The sequence below is a fragment of the Providencia sp. JUb39 genome, from assembly GCF_012272845.1.
In the GTDB taxonomy this organism is placed as follows: domain Bacteria; phylum Pseudomonadota; class Gammaproteobacteria; order Enterobacterales; family Enterobacteriaceae; genus Providencia; species Providencia lanzhouensis.
The window spans coordinates 1,697,461-1,713,736 of record NZ_JAAWXD020000001.1 but is presented as its reverse complement, the minus strand read 5'-3'; the positions used below and the strand labels follow the sequence as shown (position 1 = coordinate 1,713,736).

At 42.3% G+C, this 16,276-nt stretch carries 16 protein-coding genes and 1 other annotated feature; of the genes, 1 reads left to right on the top strand and 15 read right to left on the bottom strand.

Annotation, left to right across the window (positions count from 1 at the left end; translation table 11 throughout):
- Positions 1 to 5: 5 nt before the first annotated feature.
- The 6 genes from arnD to btuC form a co-directional block, all read right to left on the bottom strand.
- On the bottom strand, positions 6 to 899 hold the full coding sequence (gene arnD / locus HFU86_RS07720) for a 4-deoxy-4-formamido-L-arabinose-phosphoundecaprenol deformylase (RefSeq protein ID WP_187129008.1): 894 nt from the start codon (positions 897 to 899) through the stop codon (positions 6 to 8).
- Positions 899 to 2,884 carry a bifunctional UDP-4-amino-4-deoxy-L-arabinose formyltransferase/UDP-glucuronic acid oxidase ArnA gene (gene arnA / locus HFU86_RS07715; protein WP_108479020.1) on the bottom strand — a complete coding sequence of 662 codons (1,986 nt, stop codon included), beginning with the start codon at positions 2,882 to 2,884 and terminating at the stop codon, positions 899 to 901. Before arnA ends, arnD begins: the two co-directional genes overlap by 1 nt.
- Entirely contained in the window at positions 2,884 to 3,876 is a 993-nt protein-coding gene (arnC, locus tag HFU86_RS07710) for an undecaprenyl-phosphate 4-deoxy-4-formamido-L-arabinose transferase (protein WP_036950457.1), read from the bottom strand. The genes arnA and arnC overlap by 1 nt, the downstream gene beginning before the upstream one ends.
- A complete protein-coding gene (arnB, locus tag HFU86_RS07705; RefSeq protein ID WP_132494826.1) occupies positions 3,876 to 5,021 on the bottom strand; it encodes a UDP-4-amino-4-deoxy-L-arabinose aminotransferase in 1,146 nt (381 codons plus the stop codon). Before arnB ends, arnC begins: the two co-directional genes overlap by 1 nt.
- Positions 5,022 to 5,145: 124 nt before the next feature.
- Positions 5,146 to 5,913 (bottom strand): vitamin B12 ABC transporter ATP-binding protein BtuD, encoded by a 768-nt coding sequence (locus HFU86_RS07700; RefSeq protein ID WP_132494825.1) that lies wholly within the window; start codon positions 5,911 to 5,913, stop codon positions 5,146 to 5,148.
- 1 nt (position 5,914) lies between these two features.
- A complete protein-coding gene (gene btuC / locus HFU86_RS07695; RefSeq protein WP_132494824.1) occupies positions 5,915 to 6,919 on the bottom strand; it encodes a vitamin B12 ABC transporter permease BtuC in 1,005 nt (334 codons plus the stop codon).
- A gap of 116 nt (positions 6,920 to 7,035) precedes the next feature.
- Here btuC and HFU86_RS07690 point away from each other — a divergent pair, with 116 nt between their 5' ends.
- Positions 7,036 to 7,962 (top strand): RhoGAP domain-containing protein, encoded by a 927-nt coding sequence (locus HFU86_RS07690; RefSeq protein WP_187129007.1) that lies wholly within the window; start codon positions 7,036 to 7,038, stop codon positions 7,960 to 7,962.
- 85 nt (positions 7,963 to 8,047) lie between these two features.
- Here the strand turns inward: HFU86_RS07690 and ihfA are convergent, their stop codons facing one another.
- From ihfA to thrS, 9 genes are all read right to left on the bottom strand, one after another.
- On the bottom strand, positions 8,048 to 8,344 hold the full coding sequence (ihfA, locus tag HFU86_RS07685) for an integration host factor subunit alpha (protein WP_004263721.1): 297 nt from the start codon (positions 8,342 to 8,344) through the stop codon (positions 8,048 to 8,050).
- A gap of 4 nt (positions 8,345 to 8,348) precedes the next feature.
- Positions 8,349 to 10,736 (bottom strand): phenylalanine--tRNA ligase subunit beta, encoded by a 2,388-nt coding sequence (gene pheT / locus HFU86_RS07680; RefSeq protein WP_187129006.1) that lies wholly within the window; start codon positions 10,734 to 10,736, stop codon positions 8,349 to 8,351.
- A gap of 14 nt (positions 10,737 to 10,750) precedes the next feature.
- Positions 10,751 to 11,734 carry a phenylalanine--tRNA ligase subunit alpha gene (pheS, locus tag HFU86_RS07675; protein WP_036950469.1) on the bottom strand — a complete coding sequence of 328 codons (984 nt, stop codon included), beginning with the start codon at positions 11,732 to 11,734 and terminating at the stop codon, positions 10,751 to 10,753.
- 119 nt (positions 11,735 to 11,853) lie between these two features.
- Positions 11,854 to 11,984 (bottom strand) — a sequence feature (Phe leader region).
- On the bottom strand, positions 11,934 to 11,978 hold the full coding sequence (gene pheM, locus HFU86_RS07670) for a pheST operon leader peptide PheM (protein ID WP_126437459.1): 45 nt from the start codon (positions 11,976 to 11,978) through the stop codon (positions 11,934 to 11,936). It overlaps the preceding feature by 45 nt.
- A 120-nt stretch (positions 11,985 to 12,104) precedes the next feature.
- The gene (rplT, locus tag HFU86_RS07665; RefSeq protein WP_006659451.1) at positions 12,105 to 12,461 is read right to left on the bottom strand and encodes a 50S ribosomal protein L20; all 357 of its coding nucleotides are present in this window, start codon (positions 12,459 to 12,461) and stop codon (positions 12,105 to 12,107) included.
- Between the two features lie 44 nt (positions 12,462 to 12,505).
- Positions 12,506 to 12,703: a 50S ribosomal protein L35 gene (gene rpmI, locus HFU86_RS07660; protein ID WP_004263702.1), complete on the bottom strand. Its 198-nt coding sequence runs from the start codon at positions 12,701 to 12,703 to the stop codon at positions 12,506 to 12,508.
- A 93-nt stretch (positions 12,704 to 12,796) separates the two neighbouring features.
- A complete protein-coding gene (gene infC, locus HFU86_RS07655) occupies positions 12,797 to 13,336 on the bottom strand; it encodes a translation initiation factor IF-3 (protein ID WP_071992133.1) in 540 nt (179 codons plus the stop codon).
- 288 nt (positions 13,337 to 13,624) lie between these two features.
- The gene (gene infC / locus HFU86_RS07650) at positions 13,625 to 14,164 is read right to left on the bottom strand and encodes a translation initiation factor IF-3 (RefSeq protein ID WP_071992134.1); all 540 of its coding nucleotides are present in this window, start codon (positions 14,162 to 14,164) and stop codon (positions 13,625 to 13,627) included.
- 3 nt (positions 14,165 to 14,167) lie between these two features.
- A complete protein-coding gene (gene thrS, locus HFU86_RS07645; RefSeq protein ID WP_036950480.1) occupies positions 14,168 to 16,096 on the bottom strand; it encodes a threonine--tRNA ligase in 1,929 nt (642 codons plus the stop codon).
- Between the last annotated feature and the right edge of the window lie 180 nt (positions 16,097 to 16,276).

Here is a 16,276-nt window from a genome sequence, read left to right as displayed (position 1 = left end):
GTATTTTATTCCTCTTCTTGGCAGCCCAGCCAACCTTCTCGTCCCGGGAATGGGGCGCGAACCACTCTTCCTTTTGGAAGCGTATTGATGTCTTCAGGCAACAATTCACTCAATGTACAGAATTGGATTTCTTCTTGCTTAATTCGTTCCAATAATTGTGAAAATTGTTGTGACTTTGACATTCCTTCCACTTCCGTATGGATAGTGTAAACCGGAACACCTTGGTCATCTTTTATTGCTTGAAGAATAAAATCATTAAATTCTTCGTCTGTTACCACTGTACCGACGACTTCATCGTAGGTCGGTAACGTCACAGGAATTTGTACTGTCCCCAACGAACCATCACGTAGAATAGGTCTAAATGGGAATTTTCCTCGGCAGTCACTGTTGTAATCGAAATTAAACCCTTGTTTAACTTCGAGTACACGCTCGTCGCCACGCCACCCTGCTACCGCAGAACAAGTGACTCGTTGACCTGTCGCGTGCTGCAATGCATCGACACCCAATTTCACTTGTTCAGTGAGTTGAGCTTCGCTCCATTTAGCCACTTTGGCTTGCCATCCTTGATGATCCCACGCATGTAAGCCGACTTCATGCCCAGCGTCCAAGGTTTGTTTCATCAAATAGCCTAAATCTTTGGCGATTTTTTTACCTGGCCACGCAGTACCCGCCAGTAAAATATCTAAACCATACAAAGATGCCGCATTCGACCGTAGCATTTTCCACAGAAATTTAGGACGCAAAAGGCGCCATAAATGGCGCCCCATATTATCGGGTCCTACACTGAAGAAAAAGCTGGCCTGAATATCATGCTCTTTGAGCACTTTAAGTAATTGAGGAACCCCTTTCAATGTACCTTGATAGGTGTCCACATCGATTCTCAAGCCAACTTTTTTCATTATTTTTTGCTTTCCAGCTCTTCTACAGCACCCTGTAAGAAGAAGTCTAATGTTTCTTCAATGGTATCTTTCATGTCGATAGTCGGAACCCAGTCAAGTAAACGACGTGCGTTTTCAACACTTGGTTTACGATGCTCGACGTCTTGGTAACCTTGACCATAGTAGCTCGCGCTTTCGATTTCACGGAAGCCAGCAAATGGAGGGAACTTGCTACGAGCTGGGTGTTTTTCGAAGCTTTCTAACAGCATTTCCGCTAACTGACGAATACTTGCTTCGTTAGTTGGGTTACCGATGTTGATGATTTGACCATCACATTTGCCGTCTTTGTTTTCAATGATGCGGAACAGTGCTTCGATACCATCTTTGATATCTGTGAAGCAGCGTTTTTGTGCACCACCATCGACTAACTTGATTGGTGAACCTTCAACTAAGTTCAGGATCAACTGAGTAATCGCACGTGAGCTACCAATACGCGCAGAGTTCAGGCTATCTAAACGTGGCCCCATCCAGTTAAATGGACGGAATAAGGTGAATTTCAGACCTTCTTTCGCGCCGTATGCCCAGATTACTCGGTCAAGTAACTGTTTAGATACAGAGTAAATCCAACGTTGTTTGTTGATTGGACCAACGATCAGACGTGATTCATCTTCATCAAACTCTTTATCATCACACATACCATAAACTTCAGAAGTTGATGGGAAGATGATGCGTTTGTTGTATTTCACGCAGTAACGAACAACTTTCAGGTTTTCTTCGAAGTCTAATTCGAATACACGCAGTGGGTTACGGGTATATTCGATTGGCGTCGCGATAGCAACCAATGGCAGAATAACGTCACATTTTTTGATGTGGTACTCAATCCACTCAGTGTGGATGCTTACGTCACCTTCGATGAAGTGGAAGCGTGGGTTACCAATGAAGCGTTCAATTGCAGATGAACCAATATCCATACCATAGATATCGTAGTTGTCATCTTGTAACAGACGCTCAGTTAAATGGTTACCGATAAAGCCGTTCACACCTAAGATCAGAACACGTTTACGACGCTTAACTTGTGCAGTTGGTTTAGCACCAACGCGAACGTCAGTGACGATGCCCATTTCGTTAGCTAGGCGGTTGCCTTGCATATATAAACCGGTTTCGCTTTGACCGCTAACGATTTCCAGTGCGCCTTGACCACAAGCGATACGCAGTGGGTCGCTAGATAATACGGTACCCGCAGCTTTACCTTGGTTATCGTCTAATACACGCGCACGCCATACGATCATTTTACGCGCACCTAAATAGGTGAACGCGCCTGGATATGGTTCAGTCACTGCGCGGATCAGGCAGCTAATTTCTTTCGCACTACGGCTCCAGTCGATTTGACCGTCATCAGCACAACGACGACCGAAGTAGCTTGCTTGGCTCTCATCTTGAGCAACAGTTTTATAGCTGCCCGCTTCGATTAATGGCAGAGTTTTATCTAACAGAACTTCTGCTGCTTCACGAACTTTCGCGTGCAGAGTCAGAGCAGTATCAGTGTCCGTGATAGCCACTTTTTCTTGCGCTACGATGTCGCCAGCATCAGCTTTAGCGACCATTTTGTGCAGCGTCACGCCAGTTTCGCTTTCACCATTTAACAGTGCCCAGTTGATTGGTGCACGACCACGGTATTTAGGCAGTAAAGAACCGTGTAGGTTGAAAGCCCCTTTCGGTGCTAATGCTAACAGTTCTTCGCTTAACATATCGCGATAGTAGAAAGAGAAAATCACATCAGGTTTCATCTCACGAATACGTTCAATCCACAGTGGGTGGTTAACGTTTTCTGGAGCGAAAACAGGAAGTTCCATATCTGCACTGACACGAGCTACAGAAGAGTAAAAGTGGTTTTCATTTGGATCATCAGTGTGAGTAAATACTGCCTGAATATCAAAACCCGCTTTCTCAAGCGCTTTTATCCCTACACAGCCAATATCATGATAGGCAAAAACAATAGCTTTCATTAGTTTTCTTCCTGATTTTTGTCGGTTTTAAGGTCTGCACCGACGACTTTTTGAATAAAATAACGAGGTCTCGCGCGCACATCATTATAAATCCTACCGATGTATTCGCCCAATAATCCCATAGCAACAAACTGCGCGCCGATAAACATAAAGAGTATCGCAAACAGTGTAAATACGCCGTCAGCTGCCCAGCTCGCACCGAACAGTAAACGTAAAACAATTAACAACACTGCCAGCACAAATCCGCCAGCAGCGATAATGCTACCAACTACGCTTAACAGACGCAGAGGCGCAGTCGTTAAACAAGTTAATAAGTCATACATTAAATTAATCAGCTTCATAAAGCTGTATTTTGAATCACCAAACTCGCGTTCAGCATGCGCTACATCAATTTCGATGGTTCTACGCGCAAATGTATTCGCTAAAATAGGAATAAATGTGCTGCGCTCATGGCATTGAAGCATGGCTTCAATGATGTGACGGCGATAGGCACGCAGCATACAACCGTAGTCACCCATTGAACGACCGGTCGCCTTAGTGATCATCGCATTGATCATTTTTGATGCCGTTTTGCGGAACCATGAATCTTGACGGTTAGCGCGACGAGTTCCAACAACATCATAGCCTTGAGCCGCTGTTTGCACTAAACGAGGGATCTCTTCCGGTGGGTTTTGTAAATCCGCATCAAGAGTGATAACTAAGTCGCCATCTGCTTGATTGAAACCCGCCATAATCGCAGAGTGTTGACCATAGTTGCGGTTTAAAATGATCGCAATGACATGGTTATCTGGATTTTCAGCCGCTTCAACCAACATTTTTGCAGAACGGTCGCTACTTCCATCATCAACTAAAATTAACTCATAAGCTTGAGTCAGTTGTTTACAGGACTTAATCGTACGTTCTAACAGCTGAGGCAGACTTTGCTCTTCGTTATAAACAGGGATTACCACTGAGACTTTTTTAATCTCATCAAATTCATCAGCTAATGACACTATTTTGACTCCAAAAGGACTGTATTAATCGCACTCACTACCCGTTCAACATCCGCGTCAGTCATGTCTGGGAACAGAGGCAATGAGCAAAGCGTTGCACTATTCCATGTTGATTCTGGTAATGACAGCTCTGGGTATTTTTCGCGGTAATATTTTTGCGTATGAGCTGCACGGAAATGTAATCCCGTACCAATATTATGCTCTTTCAACTTCTCCATAAATGTATCGCGGTCAATACCACATACAGACTCATCAACACGCACCATAAATAAGTGGTTGGCGTGTAAATGTGGGTATTCTGGCACAGATAACATCTGTAATGGAGAGTCTTTCAGTAACTCACGGTAGCGTGCCGTCAGTTCAGCTCGACGCTGGTTTAAATGCTCAACGCGGGACAATTGTACTACTGCAATCGCCGCATGAATATCAGATAGGTTATATTTGAAACCCGGCTCAACCACTTCTGCTTGTGGTTTACGACCTTGCATTTGGCGATCAAACGCATCCACGCCTAAACCGTGGAATTTTAATGCACGAACACGCTGAGCGAGTGCATCGTCATCAGTGGCAACTAAGCCACCTTCCGCACAGGTTACGTTTTTGATGGCATGGAATGAAAAAATGGCAGTGCCCTTCTCACCAATCCACTCATTTTTATAACGTGTTCCGACTGCATGAGCCGCATCTTCAATGAGGAAAACGCCCGCTTTTTGTGCGATGGCACGTAGGGCATCTAAATCACAAGGGGCACCAGCATAATGAACAGGGATTATTGCCTTCGTTTTGCTCGTTAAGGCTTTTTCTACCGCTTCTGGCTGAATCATAAGGGTATCACGATCAACATCAATCATAACTGGCGTTGCACCTAGCAACTCAATCATATTAATAGTTGAAACCCATGTTTGTGACGGAGTGATAACTTCATCACCTGGACCGATACCCAGCGCCATCAAAACAACATGCATACCTGCAGTTGCCGATGCAAGGGCAATCGCATGCTTGCAACCATAACGTTTGCAAAAATCTTCTTCTAATTGATGATTCTGTGGGCCTGTCGTGATCCAGCCTGAACGCAGAACGTTTTCTACTGCCTTAACCTCTTCATCCCCGATTGCTGGTTTTGAAAACGGAAGGAAATTGCTCATATTGTTTGTAGCCTAGTTTCATTATGAATAGGATATTCTAGTTAAAATTACTTTAACCGAACCTCAACACCAGTCATCATTACTGCAATAATTACCGTGATACGGGCAATAAGAACACGATTAGCTAATTAGTATGATCGTTAATTTGCCATACTTTATTCAATGAGCTCTGATTGAGTTTTATATCAGCCATAAATACATCTGACAAATGACTTTCTGTCATGACATTGTCAGGCTCACCTGCATAGATAATTGTGCCTTTCTTTATCATCCAAATTCGACTTGCATTTTTATAAGAATGACTAAGATTATGTCCACTCATTATAACTGTTCCTGCGCAATGACAAAAACATTTCACCCATTTATCTAGCATTCCTTGCTGAATAATATCTAAATTGTTTATTGGTTCATCAAATAAGATTATTTTCCCGCTCAAACAGTCCCTATCCCATACCTGCAAAAATACAGCAACTATCCTAATTCGCTGCCATTCCCCACCAGATAATTGGTTAATAGGCTTAGATAATAATGGAGAAAGCTGGAAATCTTCACATAATTCGCTAAAAATCGTGGGCGGAACGACATGCTGCTCAATAAACAAGGATAAGTATTGAAACACTTTTAAACTCGGTAAAATTCCTGTTTGCTGTGTGAGATACGAACGATACCTTGCAACATCCTGAACAGCATAATCTTTCAGATTGACACTATTAAAAAAAATCGTTCCTGTGTAAGAAGTGCAGCCACTCAACGCTGAAAGTAACGTACTTTTTCCTGCCCCATTGGCACCTAATAGGTGTATCTGCTCCCCTGCAAAAACGGACTGGTTAATATCCCGTAATCGGTTTTTCACACGCAGACTTTGCGTTTCAATCATCACTGTTTTATTCATATTACTGTCGCCATGTATGATTTTTGACGAGAAGATAAATAAAAATAGGAGCGCCCAAGGTCGCTGTAATCACGCCAATCGGAATTTCAGCATTGTCCATCAGTAATCGGGACAATAAATCTGCAATTAATAAGCATAGGGCCCCAGCAATTGCACAGGCTGGTAATAAAAAACGGTTATCGGTGATCCCACTTAGCCTTAATATATGGGGGATCACTAATCCTATAAAACTAATTGCCCCCGCAATTGCTACACTGAGCCCAATTAATATTCCGGTAATGATAATTAATATTAATCGCCAACGATGCGTAGAAATACCCAATTGATAGGCCTGAATATCACCCAGTAATAAATAATTTAAAATTCTTCCCTGAGCTATGACCCAAAATAAAAATGGGAGGCAGGCAATGACTAATCCTATTTGACGCCAATCAACACCACTGAAACTACCCATCATCCAATACAGTAATTGGCGTAAATCTAAATTACTGCTCATGTAGACCATCCATGTCATGCACGCACCGCTGATCACGCCAAGCGCAACGCCAACTAATAATAAGCTGGCATTATTCAAATGTTGGTGGCGAGCAAAATAGAGTAAAACACCGGTGAGAGCTAACGCACCGAGAATGGCACTCATGCTCACTAGCCAGTAATAGGTCACCCCTGATGAGAGCAACACCGTAAAAACAACTGCAACTCCAGCACCATTACTGATCCCTAGCAATCCAGGCTCCGCTAATGGGTTTTCAAATAACGCTTGCATGATAGCGCCCGTTACTGCCAATGCTGCCCCAATGGTGATAACCGCAAGGAGCCGAGGTAAGCGAATTTGCCAGACAAATAATTGTGCTGATTCGTCCATCCATTGGTTCGGCCAATACCAAATTTCCCCCGCACAGAGCGATAGCATCACAATGATACAAAGACTCAGTGACAACAAAAAAATCAATCCCATATCGGATTGATGCTGTTGTTTTTGTAATTGTTTCAAGGAAATAGTCATTACATTTAAAATAGTTATCTTTTTTTAAAAAAATAAGCGCGTTTTATATAAGAGAGAGCATAAGAAAAAATTTAAACTACTGCCAATTTTAACTACCTATTTACCAAGGAAACTTTATGGTTATCAAATCATTTCCCCCCAACGAGCCAACTGCACTCAATACGGCTGGGTTTGACTCTTCGAATAACCTTAAAAAAAACAGTTTTATTCAATCTATTAAGCAAATTCGAAATTTAGCTACTTTTAAAAGCTTCATTGTTAACCTTTTTAGTATTAACAAGAAAGCCGTGGAGGTACCTAAAATTGAACATATCAAGCCTGATAATACTTCAAGGTTAGCTGCTCATAAAATAGAGCAAGAAAACATAAATGCTATCAATAACTGTAAAGAACTCACTGATGATGAAAAAACCAGTTATCTTCAGCTTAACCAACTGGGTAGCGCAATTTTAAATCACCCAATGTATAGTAAAACAGTTGGCCTTTTCCGCACATCAGGAAACGCGCTTGAGCGAGACAAGTTAGTTTCACATCTTAGCGCAGGTAAATCACTTAAAGAATATTTCTTAAACAAAGATATTGTTGATATTAAAATTCTTACATCAGCCTATAAAAAGATTGCGGCTAATCTAATAGAAAAAAACATTCATTCATTAGAAAAAAAACCTGAATCCATTCATAACTTAGCCGATGCAGTACAACAAAAAACTACACTATTAAAAGAAATTTTCGCTCAAAATTCAATCAACCAAAACGAACGAACACAACTTACAGATGCGGACTCAATGATTCAGCACGCATTTTTATCTCTTGAAAAAACACCGTTAACACTGCAATTAGTCATTCCACTATTTGCTGAAATCACAAAAAACCAACACACAAATAAAATGGATGCTTATAACTTAGCCGCTTGCTTTGCTCCAAATTTAGCCACCGACTCTGACCTTCCTATTGCATCTAAGCTTAAATTGAATAGCGACTTACAAATTTACATAGAAGCACTCATTAATCACGATTTAGAATTACAATCCTATGATACCTAATCAACTCAAAGCTATCATTTGCACTTCAAAAAACAAAGACCGCCTAGGCGGTCTTTTTTATTACTCTGCTATTCAGAGAATAGGATTACTCTTTTGGCGTTGCTTTTTCCACACGGCTTTTTAATTTTTGGCCTGGGCGGAAAGTAACAACACGACGAGCAGTGATTGGAATATCTTCCCCAGTTTTAGGGTTACGACCGGGACGTTGATTTTTATCACGTAAATCAAAGTTACCGAATCCAGATAATTTAACTTGCTCACCGTTTTCTAAGGAAAGGCGAACCTCTTCAAAGAAAGTTTCAACAAGGTCTTTCGCATCACGTTTGCTAACACCTAGTTTTTCAAACAAATTTTCTGACATTTCAGCTTTAGTAAGCGCCATAAGTTTAGTCCCTCAAGGAGGCTTGGAATCGCTGTTTTAACGCAGCAACACACAGATCAACGGTCGCGGTAATCTCTTCTTCTTCCATGGTACGCTGAGTATCTTGGAAGACGAGACTGATAGCGAGACTCTTATAACCCTCTGCTATCCCCTCACCACAATACACATCAAATAAGTTTATGCCAACTATATGATTTATGCCAACTTTTTTACATTCTGCTAAAACTTCGGCAGCTGCTACAGTTTCTGGCACAACCACAGCAATGTCACGACGGTTCGACGGATAACGCGAAATCGCTTTCGCTTCTGGAATAACACGCTGTGCGATTGCATCAGTACGAACTTCAAACACGACTGTACGACCATTTAAATCGAGTTTACGTTCTAGTTCTGGGTGAACAACACCGATAAAGCCAATATGTTCATTTTCCAGATAAATCCCAGCACTTTGCCCAGGATGTAGTGCTGGATGTGCTTCAGATTTAAATGTAATTTGATTTAGTTTTCCAGTCAATTCAAAAACAGCTTCAAGATCACCTTTTAAATCAAAGAAGTCAACAACTTGTTTATCTAATGACCAATGTTCATCGAATTTGTTGCCCGTGATCACACCCGCCAGCATGTTTTCCTGACGAATACCATATTCTGCTTGATTATCAGGCGTAAAGCGTAGACCTGTCTCAAATAAACGAATTCTGTTTTGTTGACGATTTTGATTATAGACCACCGTGCCTAATAAACCAGTTAACAGAGACAAGCGCATTGCGGACATGTCAGCTGAAATTGGATTTGGCAGGGAAAGTACTTCCTCCTGCGGGTGTAATAGGCTCTGAATTTTAGGGTCTACGAAGCTATAAGTAATCGCTTCTTGATAACCACGGTCAACTAACATCGCTTTAATACGTTTCAGCGGTAAATCAGCTTCTTTATGGTCAGTCATAATCAAATCAGCGCGCAGCGGTACGTCTGGGATATTGTTATATCCGTATACGCGAGCGACTTCTTCAACTAAATCTTCTTCGATTTGCATATCAAAACGCCAGCTTGGTGCCACCACATCCCAGCAATCGGCTGAAACTTGTACTTGGCAACCTAAACGCGTCAGAATATCTGTCACAGTTTCGTCTGCAATTACGTGACCGATTAAACGGTCTAACTTTTTACGCGTTAACTTAATGTTTGCTTGTTTCGGTAAATGAGCTTCGCTAGAAACATCAATGATGTCGCCAACTTCACCGCCACAAATTTCAACGATCAATGAAGTTGCACGTTCCATCGCTTTAAATTGCAGCTGCGAGTCAACGCCACGTTCAAAACGATGTGAAGCATCAGTGTGCAGACCATAATTACGAGCACGGCCAGTGATAGCCAGTGGTTCGAAGAATGCGCATTCTAATAAAATGTTCTTGGTTTCAGTGTTAACACCTGAGTGCTCACCACCAAAGATGCCCGCGATGCCCAAAGCTTTAGTTTCATCGGCAATAACCAGCGTATCAGATTTCAAAGTCGCTTCTGTACCGTCTAGCAGTACTAACTTCTCTTCATCTTTCGCCATGCGCACAACGATTGCGCCATTTAAACGATCTAAATCGTAAGCGTGTTGTGGCTGACCTAATTCCAACAGAACATAGTTTGTGATATCAACCACTGCATCAATAGAACGAACACCGCCACGACGCAGTTTTTCTTTCATCCACATTGGCGTTGGTGCGCTAACATCGATATTTTTGATAACACGACCTAAGAAACGTGGGCATGCAGCAGGCGCTTCAACACGAATTGGGAATGTGTCTTTAATTGTGCTTGCTACTGGGCTGATTGCAGGTTCAACTAAATCTAATTTATTGATAACCGCTACATCACGCGCTACACCTAAGATACTTAAGCAATCTGCACGGTTTGGTGTAATGCTGATTTCAATCGCGTGGTCATCTAATTTTAGGTATTCACGGATATCGGTACCGATAATAGCGTCTTGCGGTAACTCAATAATGCCGCTGTGGTCATCAGAAATACCTAGCTCAGAGTATGAGCACAGCATGCCTTCAGACGGTTCGCCGCGTAATTTCGCCGCTTTAATCTTGAAATCACCCGGCAATACAGCGCCGACGGTTGCCACAGCAACACGTAGGCCTTGGCGACAATTGGGTGCGCCACATACGATATCTAATAAGCGATCGCCGCCGACATTCACTTTCGTGACACGCAATTTATCTGCGTTAGGGTGTTGTCCACATTCAACAACTTCACCCACAACAACACCGTGGAATTGACCCGCAACGGTTTCAACGCCATCAACTTCCAAACCCGCCATAGTGATTTGGTCTGATAATTCTTCACTGCTTACCGCCGGGTTCACCCATTCGCGTAACCATAGTTCACTGAATTTCATGAGATAGACCCGCCTTATTTAAACTGTTTGAGGAAACGAAGATCGTTTTCGAAGAATGCACGAAGGTCAGAAACGCCATAACGCAACATGGTTAAGCGCTCCATACCCATACCAAATGCAAATCCAGAGTAGACCTCAGGGTCAATACCGACATTGCGTAATACATTAGGGTGCACCATACCGCAGCCTAATACTTCCAGCCATTTACCGTTTTTCCCCATAACATCAACTTCAGCAGAAGGCTCAGTGAACGGGAAATAGGATGGACGGAAACGAACTTGGACTTCTTCTTCAAAGAAGTTGTTCAGGAAGTCATGAAGTGTGCCTTTTAAGTTGGTAAAGCTAATGTCTTTATCAACAATCAGGCCTTCAGTTTGGTGGAACATTGGGGTATGAGTTTGGTCGTAGTCATTACGATAAACGCGACCTGGCGCAATAATACGGATTGGTGGTTGCTGACCATTCATCGTACGGATCTGCACACCGGATGTTTGAGTACGTAATAAACGTTTTGCATCAAACCAGAAAGTATCGTGATCAGCACGCGCGGGGTGATGAGCAGGAATGTTTAGTGCATCAAAGTTATGGTAGTCATCTTCGATTTCAGGCCCTGTCTCAACAGAGAAACCTAATTCACCAAAAAACTCTTCAATTCGCTGAATGGTGCGAGTTACTGGGTGTAATCCACCATTTTCCATACGGCGACCCGGTAATGAAACGTCGATTTTTTCTGATGCTAAACGTGCATTCAGAATATCGGCTTGCATTGCGTCTTTACGGGCGTTCAGTGCATCTTGAACTTGGACTTTAGCTTCATTAATCACAGCCCCTGCTGCTGGGCGTTCATCCGCAGGCAGATCACGCAACGTTTTCATCTGGAGTGTGAAGTGGCCGCTTTTGCCTAAAAATTCAACACGCACTGACTCTAACGTCGCAACATCTTGGGCCTGTTCAATGGCTGCTTTTGCCTGTGCAACCAATTCAGCGAGATGTGGCATTGTTTCCCCTTTATGACCACTCGGTCTTTTGCTAGTTATTCACTAAATTTATCATCACAAATCATATTAATAAGATGTGAATACTTGACTGATTTTACTGTATTTTCTATCAAACCAAAAACAAAAAAGCCTCCTGACGGAGGCTTTAGCGTAACTTTTCGTTTCTATTCTACTCGCTATACGCAAAAGCCCCCGAGATTCAGGTGCTAAAGTAAAAAAAGAAACGAAAAATAACGTTGTTCATTAAAAGAGTCTCAAAAATACAGGTTTAAAGTGACTAATATTGACTGAAAGTATTAACACAAGCTGATTTTTAATACAAATATTATAAATGAAAAGAGGAAGTTTCCTTCCTCTCTTCAAGCAAACATTAAGCTAAAGCGCCTTTTGCTTTTTCAACTAAAGCAGTGAATGCTGCTTTATCGAAAACTGCGATGTCTGCTAAGATCTTACGGTCGATTTCAATTGAAGCTTTTTTCAAGCCATTGATGAAACGGCTGTAAGACAGACCGTTCTGACGAGCCGCAGCGTTGATACGCGCGATCCACAGTTGACGGAACTGACGTTTACGTTGACGGCGGTCACGGTAAGCATATTGACCAGCTTTGATTACCGCTTGAAACGCTACGCGGTAAACACGTGAACGTGCACCATAGTAACCTTTCGCCTGTTTCATGATTTTTTTGTGACGTGCACGTGCGATTACACCACGTTTTGCGCGAGCCATAGCTATCTCCTATCGTCTTTATTCTTAATTAACTAAATGTTTACTTATGCGTAAGGCAGGCAAGCAACAACCAGACCCAGATCGCCCTTAGATACCATTCCTTTCGGACGTAAATGGCGTTTACGCTTAGTAGACTTTTTAGTCAGAATGTGACGAAGGTTTGCATGCTTACGCTTAAAGCCACCGCCTGCAGTTTTTTTAAAGCGCTTTGCTGCGCCACGTACAGTTTTAATCTTTGGCATTTCTTTTATTTCCAACTTCGCATTGTGATTAACTACGAATTAATTAGGCGAATAATACTCACATTACTGTGAAACTATTACTTGGTTGCCTAATTATTTCTTCTTCGGTGCCAGCACCATAATCATTTGACGCCCTTCAATCTTCGAAGGGAATGATTCAACAGATGCTAACTCTTCCAAATCAGATTTGATGCGGTTAAGCATTTCCATACCGATTTGCTGGTGAGCCATTTCACGACCACGAAAACGCAGGGTTACTTTTGCTTTATCACCATCTTCTAGAAAGCGAATCAGGTTGCGTAGTTTGACCTGATAATCACCTTCATCTGTACCAGGGCGGAATTTAATTTCCTTCACCTGAACAACTTTTTGTTTCTTTTTCTGTTCTTTTTGAGATTTGCTCTTCTCATAAAGGAATTTGCCGTAATCCATAATACGACAAACTGGCGGTTCAGCATTTGGGCTGATTTCTACGAGGTCAACACCTGCTTCTTCAGCTTTTTCAAGCGCTTCACGCGCGCTCATGATGCCTAACTGTTCGCCGTCTAAACCGGTTAAACGGACTTCAGGAACACGAATTTCATCATTAATACGATTTGGTCGTGTTGATGGGATTCTTTTTCCGCCTTTAATACTTCATTCCTCCAACTGGATAAAGAGATTTGCTACATTCTCTAAAGCAAGCGTCTCAGTAATGCCTTTTTAAACAACTTATTACCCAAACGCGATATTCTTTTTTTAGCTTTAACTCGAACAAGGCGAGTTTTACAAAGCGATTCGACCGCGGATTTTACTGCTTATTGTGAGATTACTCAAGCAGATATTCAAATTATTCACTAAGGATCATGTAAATAACTGGGTCTATCAATAAAAAAACGCGAGTGAGGTACAATCCCCACTCGCGTTCTTAATCATGACCTATTATTTTTTCTTAGGTCCCATCACCATGATCATTTGGCGCCCTTCAATACGTGAAGGGAATGATTCAACGACGGCTAGCTCTTCCAAATCAGCCTTGATGCGGTTAAGCATTTCCATACCGATTTGTTGGTGAGCCATTTCACGACCACGGAAACGCAGTGTGATTTTCGCTTTATCACCATCTTCTAAGAAACGAATGAGGCTACGTAATTTAACTTGGTAGTCCCCTTCATCTGTTCCCGGACGGAATTTAATTTCCTTCACTTGAACAACTTTTTGTTTCTTCTTCTGCTCTTTCTGAGATTTACTCTTCTCATAAAGATACTTGCCGTAATCCATGATTCGACAAACTGGTGGCTCTGCGTTTGGGCTGATTTCAACTAAATCAACACCAGCTTCTTCCGCTTTGGCAAGTGCGTCACGCACACTCATTACACCAAGTTGTTCACCGTCAATGCCAGTAACACGAATTTCAGTTGCACGGATCTCTTCGTTAATACGATTCGGACGTGCTGTTGGGAGTTTTTTTCCGCCTTTAATACCTTATTCCTCCATCTGATTGAGCTGACGACTGCGAATTTCTTCCTGTAGTTTAGTCATGAATTCGTTAACATCAAGGCTGCCTAAATCTTTACCACGACGGGTACGAACAGACACTTTACCTGATTCAACTTCTTTCTCACCACAAACCAACATGTAAGGAACACGACGCAGGGTGTGTTCGCGGATCTTAAAGCCGATTTTCTCGTTACGTAAGTCCGCTTTCGCACGAATGCCAACACTTTGCAGCTTGCTAACTAATTCTTGAACATAGTCTGCTTGACTATCTGTAATGTTCATCACAACAACTTGTTGTGGTGCTAACCATGTTGGGAAGAAACCTGCATATTCTTCCGTTAAGATACCGATAAAGCGCTCTAGTGAACCCAGAACCGCACGGTGGATCATAACAGGCGTAATACGCTCATTATTTTCGCCAACATAAGAAGCGTTTAGACGACCCGGTAAGAAGAAGTCTAATTGTACAGTACCGCATTGCCATGCACGGTCAAGGCAGTCATACAGTGTAAATTCAATTTTCGGGCCGTAGAATGCACCTTCGCCCGGCTGGTATTCGAACTCAATACCTTTCGACTTCAGCGCATTGGCTAAGTCTGCTTCTGCTGTATCCCACATATCGTCTGTACCGATACGTTTTTCAGGGCGAGTAGACAGTTTTACAACGATTTTTTCGAAACCGAAAGTGCTGTAAACGTCATAAATCATCTCAATACAGCTAGTCACTTCGCCCAAAATTTGATCTTCAGTACAGAAGATATGGGCGTCGTCTTGGGTAAAGCCACGTACGCGCATTAAACCATGCAGTGCACCTGATGGCTCATTACGGTGGCAGCTACCAAATTCTGCCATACGCAGTGGTAAATCACGATATGATTTTAACCCTTGGTTAAAGATCTGAACGTGACCTGGGCAGTTCATTGGTTTAACACAATATTCACGGTTCTCAGATGAGGTTGTGAACATTGCATCTTTGTAGTTTTCCCAGTGACCTGTTCTTTCCCACAATACGCGGTCCATCATAAATGGGCCTTTAACTTCTTGGTAATTGTAGGATTTTAGTTTGGTACGTACAAAAGTTTCCAGTTCACGGAAAATTGTCCAACCATCGTTATGCCAGAATGCCATACCCGGCGCTTCTTCCTGCATATGATATAAATCTAATTGCTTACCAATTTTACGGTGGTCACGCTTCGCCGCTTCTTCTAAGCGCAGCAGATACGCAGCAAGCTGCTTTTTATCTGCCCACGCAGTACCGTAAATACGTTGCAGCATTTTATTGTCGCTGTTACCGCGCCAGTATGCCCCTGCCACTTTTTGTAATTTAAAGTGGTGACAGAAACGCATATTTGGTACGTGTGGACCGCGACACATATCAATATATTCTTGGTGGTGATATAAACCTGGGCGATCATCTTGACTAATATTTTGATCCAAGATTTCAACTTTATAATCTTCGCCACGGTTTACGAATGTTTCACGAGCTTCTGCCCAAGAAACACGTTTTTTAACCACGTCATAATCTGTTTTGGCAAGCTCAAGCATACGCTTTTCTAGCTTGTCCAAATCTTCCTGGGTCAACGTATAGTCAAGGTCAATATCATAATAGAAACCGTTGTCGATAACCGGACCGATCGCCATTTTGGTATTTGGCCACAATTGTTTAATTGCATGACCTAATAAGTGAGCACAAGAGTGACGAATGATTTCTAGACCATCATCATCTTTACTCGTGATAATTGACAGGTTTGCGTCATGCTCGATCAGTTCACAAGCATCTACCAGCTCACCATTAACACGACCAGCGATACATGCTTTTGCTAGACCGGCGCCGATATCGCGAGCCACATCCATGACAGAAACTGCATGGTCGAATTGACGCTGACTTCCATCAGGAAGAGTAATAACAGGCATTAAAAAATCCTTATCAGCAGTGGTGACCCACACGAAAGATCACTTGCTTGATTATTCCAAAGTTTATAAATCAATACGTTACTGACGATTTCTCACTTCACTATGCGAGATAGGTACACAATTATGTACACATTATATAAGCTAAAGCAGATATAATTGATAACGCAATTATGCACATCG

Coding starts and splice junctions, on each gene's coding strand:
- arnD (WP_187129008.1), bottom strand. CDS start 899: ATGAAAAAAGTTGGCTTGAGAATCGATGTGGACACCTATCAAGGTACA.
- arnA (WP_108479020.1), bottom strand. CDS start 2,884: ATGAAAGCTATTGTTTTTGCCTATCATGATATTGGCTGTGTAGGGATA.
- arnB (WP_132494826.1), bottom strand. CDS start 5,021: ATGAGCAATTTCCTTCCGTTTTCAAAACCAGCAATCGGGGATGAAGAG.
- HFU86_RS07700 (WP_132494825.1), bottom strand. CDS start 5,913: ATGAATAAAACAGTGATGATTGAAACGCAAAGTCTGCGTGTGAAAAAC.
- btuC (WP_132494824.1), bottom strand. CDS start 6,919: ATGACTATTTCCTTGAAACAATTACAAAAACAACAGCATCAATCCGAT.
- HFU86_RS07690 (WP_187129007.1), top strand. CDS start 7,036: ATGGTTATCAAATCATTTCCCCCCAACGAGCCAACTGCACTCAATACG.
- ihfA (WP_004263721.1), bottom strand. CDS start 8,344: ATGGCGCTTACTAAAGCTGAAATGTCAGAAAATTTGTTTGAAAAACTA.
- pheT (WP_187129006.1), bottom strand. CDS start 10,736: ATGAAATTCAGTGAACTATGGTTACGCGAATGGGTGAACCCGGCGGTA.
- pheS (WP_036950469.1), bottom strand. CDS start 11,734: ATGCCACATCTCGCTGAATTGGTTGCACAGGCAAAAGCAGCCATTGAA.
- rplT (WP_006659451.1), bottom strand. CDS start 12,461: ATGGCTCGCGCAAAACGTGGTGTAATCGCACGTGCACGTCACAAAAAA.
- rpmI (WP_004263702.1), bottom strand. CDS start 12,703: ATGCCAAAGATTAAAACTGTACGTGGCGCAGCAAAGCGCTTTAAAAAA.
- thrS (WP_036950480.1), bottom strand. CDS start 16,096: ATGCCTGTTATTACTCTTCCTGATGGAAGTCAGCGTCAATTCGACCAT.